This is a genomic window from Sutcliffiella sp. NC1, assembly GCF_027594365.1.
GTDB lineage: Bacteria > Bacillota > Bacilli > Bacillales > Bacillaceae_I > Sutcliffiella > Sutcliffiella cohnii.
Genome location: NZ_CP115153.1, coordinates 3,635,949 through 3,661,601, shown reverse-complemented (window position 1 = coordinate 3,661,601; position 25,653 = coordinate 3,635,949). Strand labels below are relative to the sequence as shown.

Sequence of the window (25,653 nt, the reverse complement as noted above, 5' to 3'; positions counted from 1 at the left end):
GAATTCAATGAGAAGTTACGAAAAATCGAAACAAGCTTTTAAAGAAGCTGTTAAGTTAATGCCTGGTGGAGTAAACAGTCCAGTACGTGCGTTTAAATCGGTTAATATGGATCCGATCTTTATGGAACGTGGAAAAGGTTCAAAAATATACGATGTGGATGGGAATGAATATATCGACTATGTTCTATCTTGGGGTCCATTAATTCACGGTCACTCTAATGATCGTGTAGTCGAAGCAATAAAAAAAGTAACGGAAAATGGGACGAGCTTCGGTGCGCCAACATTAATAGAAAATGAATTAGCTAAACTAGTTATTGACCGTGTTCCATCTATCGAAATTGTTCGAATGGTAAGCTCTGGTACGGAAGCGACAATGAGTGCGTTACGCCTAGCTCGTGGGTATACTGGTCGCAACAAAATATTGAAATTTGAAGGTTGTTATCATGGCCATGGAGACTCTTTATTAATTAAAGCAGGTTCTGGTGTGGCAACACTTGGTTTACCTGATAGCCCTGGTGTTCCTGAATCCATTGCGAAAAATACGATTACCGTTCCTTATAACGATTTAGAAAGCATTCGCGTTGCGTTTGAGCAATTTGGAGATGACATTGCGGCTGTAATCGTAGAGCCTGTTGCAGGTAATATGGGAGTTGTCCCTCCACAACCAGGATTTTTAGAAGGATTACGTTCTGTAACAGAAGAATACGGTTCCCTTTTAATTTTTGATGAAGTAATGACAGGTTTCCGTGTAGACTACGGCTGTGCGCAAGGCTATTTTGGTGTAACACCTGATTTAACTTGTTTAGGAAAAGTAATCGGTGGCGGGCTACCTGTTGGTGCTTACGGTGGAAAATCAGAAATTATGGAACGAGTTGCTCCAGCTGGGGACATTTATCAAGCTGGTACATTGTCGGGTAATCCGTTAGCAATGACAGCTGGCTATGAAACATTAGCACAACTAACTCCTGACACATACAAAGAATTTGCGAGAAAAGCAGATCATCTAGAAGATGGACTACTTTCGTTAAAAGCAAAATATGATATGCCATTAACAGTTAATCGTGCAGGTTCTATGATTGGTTTCTTCTTCACAAACGAAGAAGTTACAAACTATGAAAAAGCAAAATCATCTAACTTAGAATATTTTGCAACCTACTATCGTGAAATGGCTAATAATGGTGTATTTTTACCACCTTCCCAGTTTGAAGGATTATTCCTTTCTACTGCCCATTCCGATGAAGATATCGAAAAAACATTACAAGCAGCGGAAAAAGCATTTGCTGTTATAAAAGGTTAAATAAAAAATGCCAGGTACTTTTTCATTTAAGTATCTGGCGTTTTTTTTGTGGATGATTTGAAAGGAAATCATGGCACATCTAGTCTCGAACATGATGCAACGAGCGGTTAAAAGTCAGCATCTTAGACCTAGTGGTGCAATGAAGTCCATAGTTGGTGCAACTCGACCCTTAATTTGGTGCAACATCAAAGCGAAATGGTGCAATGCCTGTTCAAAAGTCAGCAAAAAAGACACTGTGGTGCAACGAAGACCAAAGTTGGTGCAACTCGACCCTTAATTTGGTGCAACCCGCACTTAATTTGGTGCAACACCCATCCAAAAGTCAGCAACCGACAAAGACACCGTGGAACCACGAAACTGATCTTCCCCTTCAGACGTGTTTAAATAAAATCAGAGTTTTTTTCTCTTCTAATCAAACATGATTTCGTATTTTATTCATATTTTTCAATATTCCTTCATACATCTTAAATGACATAGTAAAATTTTTTTAGGTTGGAAAGGAGGAACCCCTTTGTCTTCAGAACAACAATCGTGCTTACGCTTTTCAGTAGAAGAATCGGTTTGGTTTCAAAAGGGACAGGAAGTTCGCGAGCTTATATCGATATCATTAGATCCAGAAATTCAAATCTATGAACAAGACCAATACGTTTCCATCAGGGGAGCTTTATATTTAACTGGTGAATATTATTCAGAAACGGAAGCGGATGATGATGAAAATGAGACGTTTGCACAGGCTCGTTACGTGGAAGGAGTAGTGGAAAGAGAGGATGGCACATTTGAATTAGAACATCGCTTTCCAGTAGATATAACAATCCCGCGTAATAGAATTCAAAATTTAGATGACGTGTACGTTGCCATCGATTCATTTGATTATTCCACTCCTGCGCGAGGATGCCTTCAATTAGATGCAGAGTTATCCATATCGGGTATTTATGGTCAGCAACAAACTGTTCCACCGGTAGAAGAAAAAGAAGAAGAGCCACAACAATTTCACCGTGATGGACAAGAAGAAGAGGAAGAATATGATCCATTTAAATATTACTTAGAGGATCGCGCTGAAGAAGAGGTTCAGGTAACGAACGAAACTGCATATGATACTACAGATTTCCAGGAAGAAGCAGTAGTGTCCGAGCAAACAACGGAACAGGACCAAGATGAAGACGATGATGTATATGAGCCATTTCAAGTAGAAGTAAGAAAAGATCCTACTTTAGAAGAGGAGCCGGTAGAAGAAGTGGTGGAGCAAGAAGCAGAAGCAGAGGAAGAAAGAGACGAGGAGGAAGAATCTTCGTACACTGAAAATGTCGTTCAATCCCCAGTTGTTGCTCTTCAGGCTAGCTCTGCGGAAGAACCAAAAGATGAAAATAAAAACATCGTATCTTTTTTTGCTAAAAAAGAAGAGCGTGAAGATGTAGAAGAAAAAGCACCTGTAGCAAAGTTTGATGGAAAACAGGAAGAGGATGAGGAAAAAGTACGCGATGAAAACAACCTTTCTCTTACAAAAATCTTTGCAGAAGAAGATGGATCAGACTTTACTCGTTTAAAGATTTGTATCGTACAACATGGCGAGACAATTGATTCAATCGCGGAAAGATACGACGTAACCATTCAACAACTAATTCGAATGAATGGCCTAGCATCAGATGCTGACGTCTCAGAAGGCCAATTAATTTATGTACCAGCTGCGGCTTACTCTAATTCTTAACAGTACATTTTCAAGTGAGTGAGGATTTCCTTCCTCACTTGTTTTTTGAAACAACTATACAAATAAAATGATTTAAGCTGTACACAAAAACTAGCTTGAAAGAAAGTGAGTTAAGTGTTATGCAAACAACGAATGAACAATATGCTGAAAGTATTTTAAGGCAATATGGGGTAGTGCCAGAACTTTTACAATCATATAGTCATAACGTTTGGCGTGTTGGAACAAAAGAAGGCAATTATGCTTTGAAAAAAATTAATAAAAATCGAGCGTATGCACTCTTTATGAACATTCATTCCCTATCACAACGAGGGGTTTCTTCTGTTGTTCCTATTTATAAAACACAACAAGGTTTTTATTTCATAGAGAATCAAACAGATTCCTACTATTTAATGCCTTGGGTCGAACATCAAGAGGAAAGAGAAGCTGATTTTAAAGATAGTCTAATGTTTAAAGAATTGGCAAAGCTTCATAACATAACCGTTAAAGAAAAAGATTACGAGCTTGATGATATTACTTCTTTCTATGAAAAAACAAAAATAGATTGGAGACAAGACGAAGAGCGCCTAAACCAATTTGTAGACGATTGTGAGAAGAAAATTTACATGTCACCATTCGAGCTACAAGTATGTTCCTTCGCAACGGAGATAGGAAGTGCGTTAAGGTTTGCTCTGCAGAAGCTAGATAGTTGGTATGATGAGATTAAAGAAGCAAAAAAGCACCGTACTGCCATCACTCATGGTGCAGTATCCTTTCATCATTTTTTAAAAGACAAAGAAGGTCGTGGATATTTTATTAGCTGGGAGAAAGCCCGTAAAGCAGCACCAGCCAACGATTTAATTGCTTTTTACCATCGTTACTTACGAACATATCCGATGTTTTGTGACGATTGTGTTGACTGGTACTTTGAATATAGCAATGCTTTTCCGTTAAAAGACCATGAAAAAGCATTAGCCCTAGCATACTTAGCGTATCCGCGCCAATTTATTTCAGTGCTAAATAAGTATATAGAAGAGAAACGATTAAAAAGAAGAAAAGGGGAGCGCAAACACGTGACCCACATTTTAGAATCGTATTGGCTCGCGAAAAACATTGAATATGTAGCAGGTCGCATAAGTCAAATTGAAGAACAGAAAAAAATGCAAAGTACCCAGTCGTCATCATAGTGACGCTGGGTACTTTTTCGTTAAAGCCATTCAAGATGAAAACAGACAGCTAATGTTATACATAGTGCTAATATAAGGACGTCAAAGGTAGTTGGTAAAAAGATTGTTCGAATACCTTGAAAGATCGAAATTGGAATAATAAACTGGGCGCAAACTGCCCGAACTTGACGCAACCACGGTGGTAACGAGTATGGATTGTATTTTCTCATCAATTCTTCCCCTTTCGTTGTTTCCTACTACTATGTTAGAGGTGGAAGAGGGAGTTAGCATTAGCCCCCAGCCAATGTGCCTGATATTACAACGTATGATATTAGGCGATAAATAGTGCCCATTTTGACACGAAATTGTTTTGATTTGAATAAATTATGAAAAAGATGGAGAAGCTTATTGACGAAATCATTACTTATTAGGTAACATATATAAGTAAATAAATTAAACGAAATACAGTGACAGGGAAGAGTACAATCGAAACCCCTTCAGAGAGAGAAGCCCAAGGCTGAGAGGCTTCTTAGGAAACGTTTCATTGGAATGTCGCCCTTGAGTAGCTTTGGTGAAGTAAAAGTAGTCAAAGCCGGTGAAGAGCCGTTACTTCATTTAAGAGTACTAGGAGTAGTCTATCTATTTCTAGTAAAAAAAGGTGGTACCGCGAAACTAACTCCTTTCGTCCTTTTATTGGATGAGGGGAGTTTTTGTATTTTTCAGGAATTTTTCAGCACCACCATTTAACAGTTCTTAAGATAGTCCACATAAAGGAGGAAACAAAATGGAATTAAAAGAAGTAAATTTACCGACGAAGTACGATCCGAATGCAGTTGAAGCGAACCGTTATCAATATTGGTTAGATGGCAAGTTTTTTGAAGCGACAGGAGACAAGGAAAAACAGCCTTACACAATCGTTATTCCACCCCCAAACGTTACAGGGAAACTACATTTAGGTCACGCTTGGGATACAACATTACAAGATATTTTAACGCGAATTAAACGTATGCAAGGTTATGACGTTCTTTGGTTACCTGGGATGGACCACGCAGGTATCGCAACACAAGCGAAAGTAGAAGAAAAACTACGCAGTAACGGTGTATCTCGTTATGATTTAGGTCGTGAAAAGTTCGTAGAAGAAACGTGGAAATGGAAAAAAGAGTATGCAGGACATATTCGTGAGCAGTGGTCAAAACTAGGTTTAGGAGTAGATTACAGTCGCGAGCGTTTCACATTAGATGAAGGTCTTTCTAAAGCTGTTCGTGAAGTATTCGTTTCTCTTTACAAAAAAGGCTTAATCTACCGTGGTGAGTACATTATTAACTGGGACCCAGCTACAAAAACAGCTCTTTCTGATATTGAAGTTATTTATAAAGATGTTCAAGGTGCTTTCTACCATATGCGATATCCGTTAGCAGACGGTTCTGGCCATATTGAAGTTGCTACAACTCGTCCAGAAACGATGCTTGGAGATACAGCGGTTGCCGTTCATCCAGAAGATGACCGTTATAAACATTTAATCGGTAAAACAGTTAAGCTACCAATTACTGGCCGTGAAATTCCTATCGTTGGAGATGACTATGTTGATATGGAATTCGGTTCAGGTGCAGTCAAAATTACACCAGCTCACGACCCGAACGACTTTGAAATTGGAAATCGTCATAACCTAGAAAGAGTTTTAGTTATGAACGAAGACGGTACAATGAACGGTAACGCTCTACAATATAAAGGACTAGATCGTTTCGAATGCCGTAAACAAATTGTAAAAGACTTACAAGAGCAAGGAGTTCTTTTCAAAGTAGAAGAGCACATGCATTCTGTAGGTCATAGTGAGCGTAGTGGAGCGGTTGTAGAGCCTTACCTTTCTACACAATGGTTCGTAAAAATGCAACCACTTGCGGACGAAGCTATTAAGCTACAACAAGGTGAAGATAAAGTAAACTTCGTACCGAACCGTTTTGAAAATACGTACTTACGCTGGATGGAAAACATTCGTGACTGGTGTATTTCCCGTCAATTATGGTGGGGACATGGTATTCCAGCTTGGTACCATAAAGAAACTGGAGAAGTTCATGTTGATCATGAACCACCAGCAGATATCGAAAACTGGGAACAAGATAATGACGTATTAGATACTTGGTTCAGTTCTGCATTATGGCCGTTTTCTACAATGGGCTGGCCTGAAACAGAATCGATTGACTATCAACGTTACTACCCAACTTCTGCATTAGTAACAGGGTATGATATCATCTTCTTCTGGGTATCTCGTATGATTTTCCAAGGTATTGAATTTACTGGTCAACGTCCATTCCAAGACGTACTTATTCACGGTCTCGTTCGTGATGAGCAAGGACGTAAAATGAGTAAGTCACTTGGTAACGGTGTGGACCCGATGGATGTTATCGCACAATACGGAGCAGACTCCTTACGTTACTTCTTATCAACTGGAAGCTCACCAGGTCAAGATTTACGTTTCAGTATGGAAAAAGTAGAAGCGACTTGGAACTTTGCCAATAAAATTTGGAACGCATCTCGTTTCGCATTAATGAACATGGGCGATATGGCTTATGAGGATATTGATTTAACAGGTGAAAAATCTGTTGCAGATAAATGGATTTTAACTCGTTTAAATGAAACAATCGAAACAGTGACAAAGCTTGCAGATAAATATGAGTTCGGTGAAGTAGGTCGTGCCCTTTATAACTTCATTTGGGATGATTTCTGTGACTGGTATATTGAAATGGCGAAAATTCCATTATACGGTGAAGACGAAGCAGCAAAGAAAACAACTCGTTCTATCCTTGCTTACGTATTAGACAACACAATGCGTCTATTACATCCGTTCATGCCATTTATTACAGAAGAAATTTGGCAACAACTTCCTCATGAAGGAGAGTCTATCACAGTTGCAAAATGGCCAGAAGTTCGCCAAGAGCTAACTGATCAAGAAGCAGCAAGTGATATGCGTTTATTAGTAGATGTGATTCGCGCTGTACGTAACGTTCGTGCAGAAGTGAATACTCCAATGAGTAAGCAAATTAAAATGTTTATTAAAGCAAAAGATGACAGCATCGTAGAAAAATTAGAAAGAAATCGCTCCTACTTAGTTCGTTTCTGTAACCCAAGTGAATTAGAAATTGGTACGAACGTTCATTTAGAAGAAAAAGCGATGACTGCGGTTGTAACTGGAGCAGAAATCATCCTTCCACTAAAAGGATTAATTAATATTGACGAAGAAATTGCGCGTTTACAAAAAGAATTAGATAAACTTGATAAAGAAGTAGAACGTGTACAGAAAAAACTATCGAACCAAGGTTTCCTAGCAAAAGCACCACAAAACGTAATTGATGAAGAAAAGGCAAAAGAACAAGACTATGTTGAAAAGCGTGATAAAGTTCGAGCGCGTATAGAAGAGTTAAAAGGTTAAAATATGTAAGGAGGATGACAAACTTGTCATCCTCTTTCCCTGTTAAGGTTGGATGGAGAGGAGAATACAAATTGGTAAACACATATGAAGAAGCAGTAGATTGGATACATAGCCGTCTTCGATTTGGCATTAAACCAGGGGTAAAAAGAATGGAATGGATGATGGAAAAGCTTAATCATCCTGAAAGAAGATTAAAAACCATTCATATAGCAGGAACGAACGGAAAAGGTTCCACTGTGACATATGTTCGGAACATTTTACAAAAAGCCGAGTATAAAGTTGGGACATTTACATCCCCTTATATTGAACAATTTAATGAACGAATAAGTGTTAATGGGCAGCCGATAGGGAATCAAGAACTTGTCGATGTAGTTAATATAATAAAGCCGTTAGCAGAACAATTAGAAGAAACAGACTTAGGCAGTCCGACAGAATTTGAAATAATAACGGCAATGTCACTTTATTATTTTGCACACATTAATATAGTAGATGTTGTTGTATATGAAGTAGGGCTAGGTGGTCGTTTAGATTCTACTAACATTATTTATCCACTCGTTTCTGTTATTACAAATATCGGTTTTGACCATATGGCTATTTTAGGAGAAACAGTAGAAGAAATTGCCTCTGAAAAAGCGGGTATTATTAAGCCGGGAGTTCCTGTTATTACTACTGCCTCCCAAGAGAATGCTTTGCGGGTCATACGTCAAATTGCAAATGAGAAAAAAGCAAAGATGTATGAACATAATATGCAGTTTACAGTGACGGACTATAACCAGTTAGAGACGGGCGAACAATTTACGATACAAACTCCTTTTATCACGATCGAAAATATCGAACTATCGATGAAAGGAAAGCATCAAGTAAATAATGCTGCACTAGCGATTATGACAGTAACATATTTAAAAACCTTTTATTCCTTTTTAATAGAAGAGCATCATATAAAGGCAGGATTAAAGGATGCTTTTTGGCCGGGAAGAATGGAGGAAGTAGTAAAAACTCCTTCTATTTATTTAGATGGTGCTCATAATGAAGAAGGAATTGCTACTCTAGTGGATACGATTAAAACTAGATTTACTAAAAATAGAGTTCATATTTTATTTAGTGCACTATCAGATAAACCGTTAAATAAAATGATTACAGAACTAGAGTCTGTTGCACATTCGATTACGTATACAACGTTTGACTACGAAAGAGCATTATCAGCAAGGCAATTAGCGGAATTAAGCACGCATAAAAATCATTCGTATGATGAGAGTTGGGAAAATACTCTTAAAAATATAAAAGCTTCTCTTACAGATGAGGATGTTCTTATTGTAACAGGATCGCTTTATTTCATCTCAACTATTCGATCGTTTCTTAAACAATAGGCTAACTTATAGGTACAATGTAAATTTTACTAGATAATAATGACAAAAGTTAGAAAATTTGATAAAATGAATGTACCAATTTATAGTACTAAAGTACGTTGGAGGGGAGGGCGAAAAATGGGATATCGCGGAATAAGTTTTCAGAAAAATGTGTACGTTTGGCTTTTATTTGCTATTTTCTTTCCGTTATTAATATGGGGAGGTTATACAATATCTCCAATAAGTTTACATGATATCCCTACCTCTCACATCGTAGCTTTTCTCATATTAATCGTTGCACTCTCATTAATGCCTATGGTCGTCGGCGATATTCATATCTTTCTTGCCCAAGGTATATCATTAGCGATTTTCCTTTCCTTTGGTTTGTTTGCTGAAATGGTGATCACGTTAATTTCTGTCATCACACTCATTTTATATGTTCGACTTAGTAAGCATGAATTGTACCGATTGCCTATTAATCTATTAATGTTCTCGACAGCTTCTTTTATAAGCGGATTTGTATTTTACCTTTTAGGTGGGGAGCATGGAAATACGAACCTATTATCACTGCAAGGAATACTACCAATTTTAATGTATGTCGTCTGTTATTTTGCCGTAAACCAAGTATTCTTATATTCGATTTTTAGGTATTTACATAATAGCAAACGTGGTCTTATCACTTCCGATACGAAATGGGATGCTGTTACTAGTATTCTTACATTCCCAGTCGGGCTCATCATGTTTATGTTATATGAACAAGTTGGTTTAGTTGCCGTATTATATGTTGGTATCCCATTCCTCATCTTAACACTCATCTTGAAGCTTTATCATGCAAGCCAAAAGGTGAACAATTACTTACAGCGTGCAGCCGATGTCGGGCATGATTTAACAGAACGGTTAAATGTTTCCAGTGTTATTGATGTATTTTTAGAAAGAGTATCAACGCTATTTCCAGTAGATTATGCAGCAATTATTGATATTAAAGAAGATAGATTTCATTTATTGAGACAAAAGTTTAAAGGTGGAAACGGTGAATTAATCGTTCATCCTGAAGATGAAATATGTAAAATGGTCAAGAAACAGAAACGTGGGGTAAGCTTTAGAACGAGAAAGGAATATAGCTATTTACCGAATATACATATTCCACCAGGTATTGAAAGTGTGATGTGTGTCCCGGTTATTCGTAACCAAATAGTAGAAGGATTTGTAGTTGTAGGTACATCGAAACGACGTGCTTACGACAAATCACAATTGATGATTATGGATATATTAGCCTCCCATTTCGGTGTAGCATTAGTAAAAGCGAAACATTATGAAGATACGAAAAACAGAAGTGAGCGCTGTGCGTTAACAAATCTTTATAACTTTAGATTTTTTGAAACAGTGTTAGAAAAAGAATATGAAAAGCTAGAAGTTGGAGAGAGCGAATCTCTATCATTAATACTGTTAGATTTAGATCATTTTAAAAGCATCAATGATACATATGGGCATCAAAGTGGAAATGAAATATTAAAACAAGTTGCCGATCGATTATCGCTCCTTATCGGTGAAAACGGTATCGTAGCTAGATATGGCGGAGAGGAATTTGTAGTGTTACTTCCAAATGTAGACCGGAAGAAATGCTACGACTTCGCAGAAAAAATTCGTGTAAATCTAGCGAATCGATCGTTCACATTAAAACAACATATAAGAGATACAGTTAAACCACAACTAGTAAAAGTAACAGCTAGTATCGGCTTTGCAACAGCACCAGAAGATGCCGAAGATTCACTAGACTTAATTCGCCATGCGGACCGCGCGATGTATGTTGGAGCGAAGCAGGCTGGAAGAAATAAGGTTGCGGAGTATCGGAAAATATCCTGAAAAGTAGTGACTAATCTATAGTAGAGGTTACTGCTTTTTTTATATAATTTTCTCCAAAAAGTTTTTGAAAGTTACAATTACATACATTTCCTGTGAAGTTTATGTAGTAGATTATCTTTGTCTAATGATATAATCATCTTGAAATATGATACTAATTTACTATTTGAATTGATTAGAGGTTTTAAAATGAAAGTATTTAATGATAGCAATAGTGAAACAGGATTAACCTTGTTAGAGGTACTTTTATCAATTGTCATTTTAAGTGTAGTGGTAATTGGACTTTTAGGTTTTTTTGCTCAGACTATTTTACTATCTTCTAGAGTAGAGGATCGAATGACAGCTTTGAATATTGCAGAAGAAGTACTGCTAGAATATAAATTGAATAAAGAATATCAAGAAGAAGTTATTATTAATAATAAGACATATTACTCAAGAGTATTTGAATTAGATAATACCTCTTCTCTTGGGCTTACTCCACTTAAAGTAGAAGTATATTCAATGAATGATTTTTCCTCTTCCTCTTATATTACGGGTGTCTATGGGTATTTCGAGGAGGATGAAGAATGAAATATGTAAAAAAAGATGAAGGTTACGCTTTATTATTAGTATTACTAATTATTGTCTTAATAGGTTTGTTTTTACCTGTTATATACTCATCATTAACAACTAATTCTTTACAAATAAAAAAAACAGAAGAGACTATCCAACATAATAATTTAAAAAATATGGGAACGCTTCTTTTTGAAAAGAAAATAATAGATACAATAGAAAATTGGAAATTACCTGAAGAATGGGTGCCACCTGTGGAGTGGAAAGATTTAAACGAAACCTTAAGAAATAACCAGTATATAAAACCCTTAATATATCAATCCTTACAAGCAGAACTTTCACAATTAGTATCTATACATCCTCAATTTAGTCATGAGGGTTATGAATTTGGATTTACATCTTTTAATATAAATTCATCTACTAACAAAATTGAACTGAACATTTATACTACAATTGATGACGGAAACCACTCGGAATCACATTTTGAGGTGATTGAAATACCTGTTATTAATTTTAATTATCAAGTAAGTAATTAAATTAAATATTCAATAGGGAGTATGTGTTATGTTGAAGAGAGTGAATATTAATAATGAATCAGGTATTACCTTAATCGAAGTCCTAGTAACACTGTTAATAGTCACTATTGTTTCAGGTCTAGTTACAGGTGTTATGATAAGTTCGGTAAACTATAACAAAAAAGCTCATTCACATATAAATTTAAGGCAAGAAGCAAATTTAATCATTTCATCACTGCGAGAAAAATTAAAAGAAGAAGAGTTTACACTGTGCTACCAAGACTTATTAGGACAAAGTGATATCACTTTTGAGGATATATCATTACAAAACCAAACTATAGAAATAGACAAAGAAACTCCGTGTGGTACTATAAAAACGGATCAAGACTTAATAATTGAATTTACATTGAAAGATAACTTGAATAATAGCTTTGATGTAGATATGACTATACAAGGAAAAGAGTCACTTACTTCTTCTAAAGAAATAATAGTTGAAATACCAGAATTTACGGAAGAAGATGATTATTACGATATTATAAAAAATGAAAACGTTTTTGTTGCGAGCAAACAATTTGAATTTGCAGGGAGTACTATTAATGGAAATGGATCTACGATGCTAATAAAAGGAAACTTGTTAGGAAATAAAATTAATGGTGGGGCATTAATTAATGTTTCAAATATATATGTTGAGGGAGATGTCGATGTAGATGGTGGATCAGCTGGTTTAGGTTCTGAAACCAACCCTGGAATTATTGTAGTTGGTGGAAACTTAAATCTTTGGAATGGGACACGCCCTATAAATGGTGACGTATATGTTAAAAAAAATATGAAGTTAAAAGATGGGAAAGTCAATGGTAATGTTTATGTAAAAGAAAACCTTGAGTTAGGTTGGACGCCTCAGCTTGTTGGTAATTCTAAAATTTTTTACGGTGGTTCCTTAACACATCCAAATAATTATAATCAAAGTATATTGTCGAAAGTCATTAATCAAAATCATATAGAATCACAGGAAATGATTAAGTATGACATTCCTCCATTAAAAGATGACCATTGGTTTGTCCAAAACGGATATAATTTAAATATTGTACCAAACAATATGAAACTATTTGGAAATAATATAAATATATCAAGCGGTAATATACCTAATCATGGCTACGTAAGTAATTTTCATAATGCAATAATTATAAGTAAAGGCGATGTTACGATAAGAGGCGGTGACTTAAAATTTAGTGGGGTTGTCATTGCTCCCTTTGGAAGTGTCACTTTTCATGGATCTACCTTTGAAGGAACTGTAATTGCTAGAGATGGCTTCTATGTAACAAGTGGAGGCTCAACTGTCACTTTTAAAAATATAGATAATTATATTAATAATAAGAATGATTCACCTTTTAATGAAAACTTTTAAGATAAAGCTTCTTTTATTTTGATCTTTTTTATTATTGTCTTAAACAAAAAATGTAGCACTAACATTAAAATATAAGGTGCTACATTTTTAATTACACAATGATTTATATACTACCAACAATAATTTACAATTAATAACATAATTTCGTTTTAAAACTGTTAGATTTATTATAAAATAGCACTAAGGCTATAATTATAGTGAAAATGGGTTGCCTTGTATAAATACGCCTATATATTAAACTATTCATTGAGTATATTTTAATATTAAATCTATTTCTATAAATATTAAAAATTACTTGAAAAGTAAACATGTTAAGCTTTATTAATAGATTCCGTTGGGGGTTAAAGAATGCAGGGGATGAAATGGTTAGGAGTTTTTGTTGTAGGTGCCTCGTTAATGTACGGAGGGGTAAAGGGGTACGATCATTTTTGGGGAGAAGAAAGGTTCACTCATGAGACGATGATTGCTAATCAAGTAGTGGCAAACGTATCAAAATCAAATGCCGAGGAGCAATTAGTCCAAGCGATATCTGATTGGAAAGAAGATGGTTTCCTGTACGTGGAATGGGCAGGACAATTAAATGTTGTCTCAAAAGAAGACTTTGAATTTGATTTACCTTCCTCAATAAATGCAGCTCAAGATGGTACTAGTAATACGTTACAGGTAGCACTTCCGTTACAAGTAGTGACTAGTGCGATTCAAACGATTACGGATGATTCCTTTATTCAACAAGTAGATGTACCAAAACTTCAGGAACATCTTGTGGACGTCGCCACTTCGTTAGAAAATGGCACTTTTACTTTTTCATTACAAGACTACTTTAACGAAAGTGCAACTGTCGAAACAATTGAAGAAACAGTCATTCAGAATGGTTTATCCTTTTCAGTACAGCAAGAACTTCGCGAACTATTTAACACCGACAGGGAAATAAATGTGTTACCAATGGATATTACTTCTTTAGCTAATTGGTTAATGAGTGAAGAAATAGAAATTTCCGATGAAAGCGCAAGTGTCATCGCTTCTTTAGTCAATCAATTAATCGCTGCCACCAATTTTGAAATAAAAGAACGACATATTTCTCCAACACTACCTACATACGCCACTTTAGGTTATGAAGCAAGATTTGAAAAAGAGCGTATGGACTATAAGTGGTTAAATCCGAATAATTCGAAGTACGTTATAACCCTTTCATTTGTTAACAATATGCTTAGAGCAGAATTAGTAGGTGCTGCCCTTCCAACAGAGATTACAGTGGAAACGAATAGAAACGAAACGTTTGCTCCGAAAAAAATTGTCCAATATTCGCCAACCGTACGCACAGGTCAGACAACTGTGAAAGAAGTTGGAGAACAAGGGAAAATAATTGAACTAGTACGTACGGTGAAGGATAGTTCTGGTGAAGTAATAAAAAAGGAGACTATATCATCCGATTTTTACCCACCAGTACATCGAGTGGAAGTAAAAGCCTTGGTTGCTTCTACTAGCACGACACCACCAGGGAACACTGACAATACGAATAACACAGGCGAGCAGCCCAATAATACTGGCAGTAATAATCCGAACGGTAATAATACAGGGACTAATCCACCACCGAACAATAATAGTGGAACAGGATCCCAACCGCCTACAGGTGGCACGTCTAATGATAATAGTAATAAACAAGAAGAAAAATCGGATGCTGATAAAGAAAGAGAATCTCCAGAAGGCTTATACGAAGGGAAATAATGATGAAAAAGGATGAACGTAAATGGCTGTAATTAGAAAGCGTTTAGGGGATTTATTAGTAGAAGCAGGAATTATTACAGAAGAACAATTGCAAAAAACGCTAGAAGAGAAAACTTCTTCTCAAAAACTAGGGGATGCACTTTTACAAAAAGGATTAATTACCGAACAACAGTTAATTGAAGTTTTAGAGTTCCAGCTTGGAATTCCACACGTTAGTTTATTCCGTTATCCATTTGATGAAAATTTAATGCATGTTGTCTCAAAAGATTTTGCTAAACGTAACGTGCTAATTCCGCTAAAAAAAGAACATGAAAAACTTTACGTTGCAATGGCGGATCCAATGGACTTTTTCGCAATCGATGATTTACGATTATTTACTGGGTTTGATATTGAGCCGGTTATTGCGACAAAAGATGATATATTACGTTCTATTAATAAATATTACGAATCTACAGACCCGATGGATGAATTGCTAGATGGGTTCGAAAAAGTAGAGCAAGTGAATATAAGAGATGAACGAATAACCGAAGACGACTCACCTATCGTTCGGTTAGTAAATCAAATGTTACAAGCTGCAGTTGAACAACGGGCTAGTGATATTCATATTGACCCACAAGAAACGAAAGTAGTTATCCGGTATCGTGTGGATGGCGTGTTAAGAACGGAACGAACATTACCGAAGCACACGCAAAATGTGTTAATTGCTCGTATAAAAATTTTAGGAAGTATGGATATTACGGAACATCGTATTCCACAAGATGGTCGAATTAAAACGACGATTGATTATCTCCCAGTAGATGTTCGTGTTTCAACATTACCAACTGTTTTTGGTGAAAAAGTAGTAATGCGTATTTTAGATATGAGTAGCTCTCTTAATAATATCGAGCAATTAGGTTTTCACGATAAAAACTTCGGTCGCTTTAAAGATTTAATTCATCGTCCAACAGGAATCATTTTAATTACGGGACCAACAGGATCAGGAAAATCTTCTACTTTATACGCTTCGTTAAATCATTTAAACGAAGAAGCGGTTAACATTGTGACAGTAGAAGACCCTGTGGAGTATCAGTTAGAAGGAATTAATCAAGTACAAGTGAATAGCGGAATTGGAATGACTTTCGCGAAAGGATTACGGGCCATTTTACGACAAGACCCTAACATTATAATGGTAGGAGAGATTCGAGATCGTGAAACGGCAGAAGTGGCGATTCGAGCTTCGTTAACAGGACATTTAGTATTAAGCACGCTGCATACGAATGACTCAATTAGTACGATTACGCGTTTAATGGATATGCAAGTAGAACCGTTTTTAGTAGCTTCCTCTTTAAATGGAGTATTGTCTCAAAGGCTTGTGCGGAAAGTGTGCCGTGATTGTATGAGTATGGAAGAAGCAACTGAACGTGAAAAAGAAATTTTTGCAAATCGTGGGCTGGATGTGGAGAAAGTAGCTAGAGGAAAAGGCTGCGGTACGTGTAATATGACTGGATATAAAGGTCGACTTGCCATTCACGAGCTATTAGTATTAACGAGTGAAATGAGAAAATCGATTATGAATAACGAGCCGTTTTCACGTATAAGAGAGCTTGCAATCGAGAATGATACTGTATTTTTAATAGATGACGGTTTAAATAAAGTTTTAAAGGGACTAACAACTACAGAAGAAGTTCTTCGAGTAGCACTGCAAGGATAAGGGGCTAAGTGTAATGATTAATGAATTTCAGCAATGGCTATATGATGCATATTCCTTGAAAGCTTCGGATATCCATTTATCGGTAGGAGTTCCTCCGGTATTCCGTGTTAATGGGGAACTTAAGCGGCAAGGAGAAACGATATTACTTCCTGACGATACGAACGAAATTGCTAAACATATGATCCCTACGCACCTTTGGGAAGTTTTTCAGGAGCGAGGAGAATTGGATTTCTCGTACAGTTTACCAGGAGTTTCAAGATTTCGTGTTAATGCATATCGGCAACGTTCATCGATCGCATTAGCGATTCGGATTATCCCAACTAGTGTTCCATCAATTGAGGAACTTCAACTACCGCCAACAATTAAAAAGTTAGTGGAACAACCTCAAGGTTTAATACTAGTAACAGGGCCTACTGGTAGTGGGAAATCTACTACACTAGCTTCGATGATTGACTTCATGAACCGAACGAAGAAAAAGCATATTATTACGTTAGAAGATCCAATAGAATATTTACACAAACATAAGCTATGCATGATAGATCAGAGGGAAATTGGATTTGATACAAAATCGTTTGCTAACGGATTACGTGCGTCGTTACGACAAGATCCTGATGTCATTTTAGTAGGAGAGTTACGTGACTTAGAAACGATTCAAACTGCAATTACAGCTGCTGAGACCGGACATCTTGTGCTAGGTACACTTCACACAACGAATGCGCCAAGTACGATTGACCGAATTATCGATGTGTTTCCAGGTCATCAGCAGGCACAAATCCGTCTACAGCTTGCATCTGTTTTAGTTGCAATTGTTTCGCAACGATTGTTTCCATCTATTGATAAGCAAAGTAGAAAAGTAGCAACAGAAATACTCATTAATAATGCAGCGGTTGCTAATCTCATCCGTAACGAGAAAATTAATCAGATTCAAAATGTGATGCAGACAAGCCGTGCGCAAGGTATGCATACATTGGCTATGAGTATACAAGAACTTGTCCAAGCAGGTCTCGTATCATCTCAAGATGTTCAAAGTTATTTACAGGAGTCGGTGTAGACGATGCCAAAGTTTAAATATACAGGTCGTGACCGTACTGGGAAAAAAGAGGGGGCTGTCACAAGTCCTAATAGACGGGAAGCCATTGTAAAGCTAAAAGAAGATGGAATAAAAGTTATTAATATCGAAGAGATGCCAGAGTCTTTTCTAACGAAAGAAATAACGATAGGAAATCCAGTAAAGCAACAAGATCTCGTTATTTACTTACGTCAGTTCGCCACGTTAATTCGTGCTGGAATTTCAGTTGTAGAGTCAACGAAAATATTAGCAGCACAAACAGAAAGCAAACCGTTAAAACGAGTATTAACGGAAGTAGAATACGAACTGCGCCAAGGAAATCCATTATCAGTAGCGGCGTCTAATCACCCAAAAGTGTTTAGTTCGATGTTTATTAACATGATTCGTGCTGGTGAGGCGAGTGGAACGATGGAAGAAACGTTAGATAACCTTGCTACTCAATACGAGAAACAGCACGAAACGAAACAAAAAATCGTTTCTGCCTTAGCTTACCCTCTCGTATTAGCGGTCGTCGCGCTAGGTGTTACGATTTTCTTGTTAGTAGGAGTAGTTCCTACCTTCGTGTCCATGTTCTCAGACTTCGGTGCAGAATTACCGGTTATTACAAAATTTGTCCTAGCGATGAGTGAATGGATGCAATCGTTTTGGTGGGTCATTATATTATTAATGATTTTATTTGCCAGTTCTATAAGTGTCATAAGATCAAGAAGAGAATGGAAATATTATTTAGATTATTTTCTATTAAAGATGCCAATTTTTGGTGGTCTTTTAAAGAAAGCTGCGATTGCTAGACTAACGAGAACGTTAAGTTCCCTATTTTCTAGTTCGGTGCCAATCTTACAGGCAATATCGATTGTAGAAAAAATAGTCGGTAATGAAGTCATCGCTAAAGTACTTGTAAGCTCAAGAGAGTCGTTAGAACGAGGAGAATCACTAACAACTCCAATGAAGGAACATTGGGCATTTCCGCCCCTCGTTACCCAAATGATTTCAGTCGGGGAAAGTTCTGGGTCTTTAGACATAATGCTAGAAAAAGTAGCACACTTTTATGAAAAAGAAGTCGACGCAGCGACAGATCGATTAAAGAGTTTAATAGAGCCGTTAATGATTGTCGTACTAGCTGTTGTAGTTGGGACTATTGTCACATCGATACTAGTTCCAATGTTCGATATTTTTAACCATATTCAAATGTAAAAAATTGTAGAATAGTATTGTATTTAGTAAAATAGTATAATATGATTATGCTAGAAATTGAAAAAAATAGGATATTTGGAGGAGATAATGTATGTTAAAAAAATGCCGTAACATTTTACGCAACGAAAAAGGTTTAACTTTAATCGAATTACTTGCAGTAGTAGTAATTTTAGGGATTATTGCAGCGATTGCTATACCGAGTATTGGGAATTTGATACAAAATTCTAAGAATGATGCGCATGTTGCAACTGGTCAACAGGTAATGAGTGGTGCTAGACTGGCTATTCTAGGAAGTACTGAATTAAGTTCATCTGAAAAAACACTAGATTGGGACGCTTTAGAAGATTACGTTGAAATTAATACAAATAAATATGATACTACTGGTATTATGGTTTACATTAAAGATGGTTCTGTAGTTGGTGTTAAAGTAACACCGAGTGGTGGTTCCGCTTTATTCTTTGATTCAAATGGTGATGTTTCTAATGAGACAGCATTAAAAACAGCAGCAGGTATAACAGATTAATTTATGATATGGTTTATTCTATTGATTTACGCCCTCCTCCTCGGCTCCTTCTACAACGTAGTAGGCTTACGAGTACCAAAAGGGATGTCGATTGTCACACCGAGGTCGCATTGTACAAATTGTAAACAGACACTGACGGGAATTGATCTAATTCCCGTTCTTTCATATGTTTGGCAGCGAGGAAAATGTCGATATTGCGGAGTGAAAGTTTCTCCGATTTACCCATTTTTCGAGCTCCTTACCGCTATTCTTTTCGTCCTAGCGCCACTTCAATTAGGCTGGTCATATGAGCTAATTGTCGCATGGACTTTTATCTCGATGCTTATTATTATAGTAATTACAGACATACACTATATGTTAATACCTAATAAAATATTACTATTTTTCTTTATCCTTTTTATCGCGGAAGCGGTTTTAATACCTTATTCGAGTTGGACCGGCCATTTTTTAGGGGTCGTTGTCGGATTTTTAGTTCCTTTCCTAGTGGCACTTCTTTCCAAAGGTGGAATGGGAGGCGGAGATGTGAAGCTATTTGCCGTTATCGGTTTTGTGATAGGGTGGGAGCTTGTTCTCTTAACGTTCTTCCTCGCATCTTTCATTGGAACTGTAGGGGCGTTAGTCGGAATGAAATTAGGAAAAGTAGAAAAAGGGAAGCCATTTCCGTTCGGTCCGTTTATCGCTATTGCAGCGTGGATCGCCTATTTTTATGGTGAACATTTACTAGATTTATATATATCTTTCTTTTTACTGTAGAATTTAGCCCATTGAAGGAGCTCTCATTATGGATTTATCGTTCTTACCTTCGAAAAACAATTATATCAATTTAATTATTCGTGACCATTGTATTCGGTTAGTAGAATTAAAAAGTACGAACCCCTTACAAATAAAAAAGTATCATGAACGTTTTTTGCCACCAAACATTATAAAAGACGGCAAAATAGAAGATGTTACGACACTTAAAATTATTTTAGAGCAATGTGTCGATGAATGGGGATTAAAACGGAAACAAGTTCGTTTTGTCGTTCCAGACTCTGTTTTAGTGACGAGAAAATTATCGATTCCTGCTGATATTATGGACGATGAAATAATCGGTTACTTATATTTAGAGTTAGGTTCAACCATTCATTTACCGTTTGAGGACCCTGTGTTTGATGTGCATGTGTTAAACAGGTCGGAAAAAACGGACATTATCCTTTTCGCTGTGCCAGAGGAAGTAGTAGCAAGTTATTCTTCTTTACTTGAAGATGTGAAGCTTAAACCTGTAACGGCAGACATTTCTCCACTTTCCTTATATCGTCTCTACTATGAAAATGGCCAACGAAATGAACACGAACATTTATTAGTCGTCCATTTTGATGTAACAGGGATTACGTTAAGTATTTTTGTTCGTCACGTGCCGATGCTTGTCCGTACCGTTGCACTTACTCCAGATTTGAAGCATTGGGAAGTATCGGAAGGAAACAGTCGATTACAATGGTCTGGTGATATTGTTCAGTTTAATCTGTTCGTAGAAGATTTTATTACAGAGGTAGAACGAGTAATGGGCTTCTTTCAATATTCCATGCACCAAGGGAACGAAAGAGTGCAAAAAATATTATTGTACGGAGATCACCCTAATCTTCCATTAGTGACGACAAAATTAAAAGAAAAGCTAGAAGTGAAAATAGATACAATTGAGCAAGCGATAGAAACGATAAATGGAGATACGTTACCAAATTCTTATTATTTAGCATTAGGTTTAGCGTTAAAAGAGGGGCGATAATATGTTAGTAGAAATAGATTTATTACCAAAGAAACAAGCCCGAAACGTAACCGTACCTATCGTTATTGCCATTTCAATTGTTTTAGCTTTAATTGTAACTATTTCATTATTCGTTTTTCAATCTACTTTAAACAAAGAGATTAGTGAAGTAGAGTCTGAATTAACGGTAGTATCGCAATTAAGAGAGGCAAAGGAAGTTAATATGCGTTCGCCACAACAAACTACTTCAGCTCAAAAGTTAGAGACGACTGTACAATGGGCAGAAAGTTATCCGACAGAAATGGTTCCTATTTTAAACCACCTTGTTGGTTTACTACCAGATCGTGGATTAGTTCAAAACTTTTCCTATAATGAAGACAGTTCCGTTAATGTAGCTGTTCAGTTTGATTCTTCTAGAGATGCTGCTTATTATTTAAATCACTTAAATGAATCGGACTATTTCAAAGAAGTAAATCTTTCCTCAATATCTACAACGAACTTACAAAATGAAGAGAATAATGACGTATTACCACGATACGTTGGTCAATATTCGATTATTTTAAATAAAGAGTATGCGAAGGAGCAGCAAGGGCAGGAGGATGAGGAATGAATATTGAACTACAAAAAATACATTACATCATTCTCGGCTCGGTTGTAGCTGCTCTCTTACTTGCTATTTTATTATTTTATTATGCTCTATACTCACCAAAGCAAGTAGAATTAAATAGTTTACAGTCTCAGCTTCAAGTGGAAGAGCAATTATTACAAGTGCTAGAAGAACAAGAAAGAAATATCCTTGCTAATCTTCTAGATAGTACGGTTGAGCTACAGCGTAAAGTTCCGGTTGCACCTTTTGTGGAGCAAATGATATTAGAGCTAGAAAAAGCAGAAACGATTTCAGGAGCGTTAATTACGAATACGACCTTTGGTGAAGAAGCAGTAACTACTTCGACTTTAGATGAGTACGTACAATCGGAAGAACTAGCTGAAGAGCTACCTGGTATTCCGTTACCAGAAGGGCTTAAAAAGCTTACGATGAACTTAACTGTTCAAGCAGAAACGTACGAAGATTTAAAAGCGTTTCTATCAGAAGTAGAAAACTTAACGAGAATAACGCAAATAGAATCAGTTACTTTCTCAGGAACACCGGAAGTAACGTCTCTAGAGCAAGAAGCATCTACTCTTACGTTTTCTGTTTCACTATCCGCTTTTTATCACCCAGAATTGCAAGATTTAATAGAAGATTTACCGCCAATTTTCGTGCCAGAGCCTAGCAATAAATCGAACCCGTTTCGAGGCTCTTGAAAAAGCGAAAAATATGTCGGAAAACAATTAGAACAAGACGACAAAAGTCTTGTTCTTTTTTTTTATCAGTATGATAGGATGGAAAAAATCGACATAGTATGTGGAGGTGAAACTTTCGTGAAAGAGCAAGAAGTAAAAATTAATATAAACGGAAAAAAAAGAGTTGTGGAAGAAAAGAAAAATATGAAAAAAAATGACGCACCGACTTTACAAGACGAAACCGACGAAGGAAGACCAATTATTATCGTCGATGAAACAGCTGCAGCGATCGAAAAGGAAGAAGAATTTGATTGGGTTCTCCCTGATAAAGAAGTAATCGAAAAAAAAGAAGAGAAGGAACAGAATAGTACTTCTACCTCTTACATAGAAGATTTACGTGCATTAAATCAAGGAAAACCTAAAGGGGGGAAGCCTTCCAAATCTAGTTGGAAGAAAAAGTCCTCATTTTCCCCATCGAAACAATGGATTATTTCTATTATGTTGGCAATCGGAGTAGGTTTAGGATTTGGTGGTGTCATACTGTATGCGATGAACATTGCATCAACTCCTACAGAACCGAGTGCCCCAGTATTTAATCCGATTCCAGATGGAGAAAAAACAAACGATAATGAAGGTGGCGATCCTCCAGCGGGAACTGGGCAGTATACGTTTCCTGCCCTTCCGGTTGCGGTCCTACAAGGTGGAGTGTTTTCTTCAAAAGATGGTGCGAATGAAGTGGCTCGTACTTACGAACAAAAAGGAATGGCAGGAGTTACGATAGAAGATGATAACGTTCGTGTATATGTTGCGATTGGTGACAGTGTAGGTGTGATGAAAGCAATTGGTGATAGTATGGAGCAGATTGGAACAGAGAAAGAGTATGCAAAGGATTTTCTTATTCCAGAAAAGTCTTGGACTGGTTTAACAGAGCAAGACGTTACGATGATGGAAGAGGCACAGCCTTTATTTGCTGAACTCGTAACTCTATCTTCCAAGCTACTTTCAGGCAGCTCTGTAGACGAACAAGCATTAGCAGCCTCAAGAGCTCGTGCAGAAAAGATTGCGAGTGTTTCCAATGAATCATTATCAGAAAGTATGGTAAAAATAAAAGAAGATATCGTTGGAGCTTTTACAAACGTTCAAACATTTGCATCTAGTCAATCAAAAGAAGAACTTTGGAAAGCACAACAAAAATTATTAAACATAACATCCATACTAACAAATTAAGGGAGCTTCTTTTCGCTCCCTTTTTTGGCTATTATAAAAGGGTAGATACCCATCCTAATAAAAATTAACTGGGTTAAGTTTTTTCTATTCACGGTCCAGAATTGTGAGTGGAACGGAGCGGAAGACACTTGACTCCAGCGGGAGGTAGAGGGAAGGTCGAGACCCCACAGGCGAAGCCGAGGAGGCTCGACTCCCTCCCCGCGGAAAGCAAGTGTCTGTAGCGAAGTGCAACGGACTAACTAAAAACGTATAATAAAATAATAATTGATGTGTACCTCATCACACTGACCTGTAAAAAGCAAATATTCTAATGAAAATATTATCCATAATTGTCCAATACTTATTTTTTTGGTACGATAGATATGTATCTCTCATTTCTGAAACTAATCCCAATATAGAAAGGTGAACAAACAGATGAAACGCCTCATTTTAGCCTCAGGGTCTCCACGAAGAAAGGAATTGCTCCAACAAGTAAATCTCTCCTTCGAAGTGAAAGTCAGCTCTATTGAAGAAACATTTGATCCAAACGAATCTCCAGAAAAACTTGCAATGAGTTTAGCTTTACAAAAAGCAAAAGATGTATGGAAAGATGAAAGTGATGCAATTGTTATAGGTGCAGATACAATTGTTGTCCTAAAAAATAATATTTTAGGAAAGCCTAAAAACGAAGCGGATGCTTATGAGATGCTATCTAGTTTAAGTGGACAAACGCACCACGTTATTACAGGTGTCGCAATATGTTCTGCACAACAAGAAAAAGTCTTCTACGAAAAAACTTCTGTTACGTTTTGGGAATTATCCAGTCAAGAAATTGAACAATATATAGAAAGTAAAGATCCGATGGATAAAGCAGGTGCATATGGAATTCAAACGTTAGGTGCTTTATTCGTGAAAAAAATTGATGGTGATTATTTTTCTGTTGTTGGACTACCTTTGGCTAGAACAGTGCGTGAATTATCTCAATTTTAAATGGACGTCTTGCCCTTATCATCGTATGTAAGGAGGATAAGAGTTGAAAGCTTTACCATTAATGATAAGGGATTATCCAGAAGATGAAAGACCGCGAGAACGACTTATTAAAGAAGGGCCGAAAAGCCTATCTAACCATGAACTACTTGCCATACTACTTCGAACCGGCTCACAAAAAGAATCCGTCATTCAACTAGCAAACAGGTTATTAACGTCTTTTGAAGGTCTTCGGCTATTAAAAGATGCATCAATTGAAGAGATGACCAATATTAGAGGAATCGGAGAAGCGAAAGCTGTACAAATTTTAGCTGCGGTAGAACTCGGAAGACGTATACATCGTCTACAATATGAGGACCGTTACGTTATCCGCTCTCCACAAGATGCAGCAAACTATGTAATGGAAGATATGCGATTTTTATCCCAAGAGCATTTTGTATGTTTATATTTAAATACAAAAAATCAAGTGCTTCACCAACAAACGATATTTATCGGAAGCTTAAACGCATCGATCGTACATCCTAGAGAAATATTTAAAGAAGCTTTTCGTCGCTCCGCTGCTTCTTTTATTTGTGCTCATAATCACCCGTCCGGAGATCCAGCACCAAGCAGAGAAGATATCGAAGTAACAAAACGTTTAAATGAATGTGGGAAATTAATCGGTATTGAACTGTTAGATCATATTATCATTGGTGATCAAAAATTCGTTAGTTTAAAAGAAAAAGGGTACGTGTAATACTATGATTTTTTGCTACTGTACGCTATAATATTATTCATGAGTTTTGAGAGGAAAAGTCCTCATATATATTTTTAAATTGGAAAGTATAATTAGAACGTATTGTGGATGAACGCATGAGTCCACATTCTCAATTCTTTTTGTTTTTACCATCATTAAAAAACAACATGGAACGAACAATATAGATGGGCAATTTCGTCCATACATGATCACCTCTCAAAAATATCAGTCATCAAAGAAATAATGGAA

22 protein-coding genes and 1 other annotated feature are annotated in these 25,653 nt (G+C 36.6%); of the genes, 21 read left to right on the top strand and 1 reads right to left on the bottom strand.

Annotated elements, in window-relative coordinates; translation table 11 throughout:
- Nucleotides 1–7 precede the first annotated feature (7 nt).
- From hemL to ysxE, 3 genes are all read left to right on the top strand, one after another.
- Entirely contained in the window at nt 8–1,297 is a 1,290-nt protein-coding gene (gene hemL / locus O1A01_RS19155) for a glutamate-1-semialdehyde 2,1-aminomutase (RefSeq protein WP_270064767.1), read from the top strand.
- A gap of 511 nt (nt 1,298–1,808) precedes the next feature.
- Nucleotides 1,809–3,002, top strand: a complete 1,194-nt coding sequence (gene spoVID / locus O1A01_RS19150; RefSeq protein WP_270064766.1) for a stage VI sporulation protein D — start codon at nt 1,809–1,811, stop codon at nt 3,000–3,002.
- A gap of 119 nt (nt 3,003–3,121) precedes the next feature.
- Nucleotides 3,122–4,165 (top strand): spore coat protein YsxE, encoded by a 1,044-nt coding sequence (ysxE, locus tag O1A01_RS19145; RefSeq protein ID WP_270064765.1) that lies wholly within the window; start codon nt 3,122–3,124, stop codon nt 4,163–4,165.
- A 20-nt stretch (nt 4,166–4,185) separates the two neighbouring features.
- Here the strand turns inward: ysxE and O1A01_RS19140 are convergent, their stop codons facing one another.
- Nucleotides 4,186–4,374 carry a hypothetical protein gene (locus O1A01_RS19140; protein ID WP_084380318.1) on the bottom strand — a complete coding sequence of 63 codons (189 nt, stop codon included), beginning with the start codon at nt 4,372–4,374 and terminating at the stop codon, nt 4,186–4,188.
- Between the two features lie 228 nt (nt 4,375–4,602).
- Nucleotides 4,603–4,837 (top strand) — a binding site (T-box leader).
- Between the two features lie 91 nt (nt 4,838–4,928).
- Here O1A01_RS19140 and O1A01_RS19135 point away from each other — a divergent pair.
- The 18 genes from O1A01_RS19135 (at nt 4,929) to radC (ending at nt 25,404) form a co-directional block, all read left to right on the top strand.
- Nucleotides 4,929–7,571, top strand: a complete 2,643-nt coding sequence (locus tag O1A01_RS19135; protein WP_270064764.1) for a valine--tRNA ligase — start codon at nt 4,929–4,931, stop codon at nt 7,569–7,571.
- Nucleotides 7,572–7,642: 71 nt separating this feature from the next.
- A complete protein-coding gene (locus O1A01_RS19130; RefSeq protein ID WP_270064763.1) occupies nt 7,643–8,938 on the top strand; it encodes a bifunctional folylpolyglutamate synthase/dihydrofolate synthase in 1,296 nt (431 codons plus the stop codon).
- A 117-nt stretch (nt 8,939–9,055) separates the two neighbouring features.
- A complete protein-coding gene (locus O1A01_RS19125) occupies nt 9,056–10,780 on the top strand; it encodes a sensor domain-containing diguanylate cyclase (protein ID WP_066414398.1) in 1,725 nt (574 codons plus the stop codon).
- A gap of 186 nt (nt 10,781–10,966) precedes the next feature.
- Nucleotides 10,967–11,347: a type IV pilus modification PilV family protein gene (locus tag O1A01_RS19120; protein ID WP_270064762.1), complete on the top strand. Its 381-nt coding sequence runs from the start codon at nt 10,967–10,969 to the stop codon at nt 11,345–11,347.
- Nucleotides 11,344–11,865, top strand: coding sequence for a hypothetical protein (locus O1A01_RS19115; RefSeq protein ID WP_270064761.1), 522 nt, complete (start codon nt 11,344–11,346; stop codon nt 11,863–11,865). The genes O1A01_RS19120 and O1A01_RS19115 overlap by 4 nt, the downstream gene beginning before the upstream one ends.
- A gap of 28 nt (nt 11,866–11,893) precedes the next feature.
- Entirely contained in the window at nt 11,894–13,249 is a 1,356-nt protein-coding gene (locus O1A01_RS19110) for a type II secretion system protein (protein WP_270064760.1), read from the top strand.
- A 348-nt stretch (nt 13,250–13,597) separates the two neighbouring features.
- Entirely contained in the window at nt 13,598–14,974 is a 1,377-nt protein-coding gene (locus O1A01_RS19105; protein ID WP_270064759.1) for a VanW family protein, read from the top strand.
- A 22-nt stretch (nt 14,975–14,996) separates the two neighbouring features.
- Nucleotides 14,997–16,664: a GspE/PulE family protein gene (locus O1A01_RS19100; protein ID WP_066414388.1), complete on the top strand. Its 1,668-nt coding sequence runs from the start codon at nt 14,997–14,999 to the stop codon at nt 16,662–16,664.
- Between the two features lie 13 nt (nt 16,665–16,677).
- Complete coding sequence (locus tag O1A01_RS19095) at nt 16,678–17,715, top strand: type IV pilus twitching motility protein PilT (protein WP_066414386.1); 1,038 nt, start codon at nt 16,678–16,680, stop codon at nt 17,713–17,715.
- A gap of 3 nt (nt 17,716–17,718) precedes the next feature.
- Nucleotides 17,719–18,927 (top strand): type II secretion system F family protein, encoded by a 1,209-nt coding sequence (locus O1A01_RS19090; protein ID WP_270064758.1) that lies wholly within the window; start codon nt 17,719–17,721, stop codon nt 18,925–18,927.
- A gap of 91 nt (nt 18,928–19,018) precedes the next feature.
- Nucleotides 19,019–19,450: a type II secretion system protein gene (locus O1A01_RS19085; RefSeq protein WP_270064757.1), complete on the top strand. Its 432-nt coding sequence runs from the start codon at nt 19,019–19,021 to the stop codon at nt 19,448–19,450.
- Nucleotides 19,451–19,453: 3 nt separating this feature from the next.
- Nucleotides 19,454–20,203 carry a prepilin peptidase gene (locus tag O1A01_RS19080; RefSeq protein ID WP_270064756.1) on the top strand — a complete coding sequence of 250 codons (750 nt, stop codon included), beginning with the start codon at nt 19,454–19,456 and terminating at the stop codon, nt 20,201–20,203.
- A gap of 28 nt (nt 20,204–20,231) precedes the next feature.
- On the top strand, nt 20,232–21,212 hold the full coding sequence (pilM, locus tag O1A01_RS19075) for a type IV pilus biogenesis protein PilM (RefSeq protein ID WP_270064755.1): 981 nt from the start codon (nt 20,232–20,234) through the stop codon (nt 21,210–21,212).
- 1 nt (nt 21,213) lies between these two features.
- Nucleotides 21,214–21,801: a PilN domain-containing protein gene (locus tag O1A01_RS19070; protein ID WP_270064754.1), complete on the top strand. Its 588-nt coding sequence runs from the start codon at nt 21,214–21,216 to the stop codon at nt 21,799–21,801.
- On the top strand, nt 21,798–22,496 hold the full coding sequence (locus O1A01_RS19065; RefSeq protein WP_270064753.1) for a pilus assembly protein PilO: 699 nt from the start codon (nt 21,798–21,800) through the stop codon (nt 22,494–22,496). The genes O1A01_RS19070 and O1A01_RS19065 overlap by 4 nt, the downstream gene beginning before the upstream one ends.
- Before the next feature lie 117 nt (nt 22,497–22,613).
- Nucleotides 22,614–23,702, top strand: a complete 1,089-nt coding sequence (locus tag O1A01_RS19060; RefSeq protein WP_270064752.1) for a hypothetical protein — start codon at nt 22,614–22,616, stop codon at nt 23,700–23,702.
- A 414-nt stretch (nt 23,703–24,116) separates the two neighbouring features.
- A complete protein-coding gene (locus tag O1A01_RS19055) occupies nt 24,117–24,671 on the top strand; it encodes a Maf family protein (protein ID WP_066414369.1) in 555 nt (184 codons plus the stop codon).
- A gap of 61 nt (nt 24,672–24,732) precedes the next feature.
- Complete coding sequence (radC, locus tag O1A01_RS19050) at nt 24,733–25,404, top strand: RadC family protein (RefSeq protein ID WP_066414427.1); 672 nt, start codon at nt 24,733–24,735, stop codon at nt 25,402–25,404.
- The last annotated feature ends 249 nt before the right edge of the window (nt 25,405–25,653 follow it).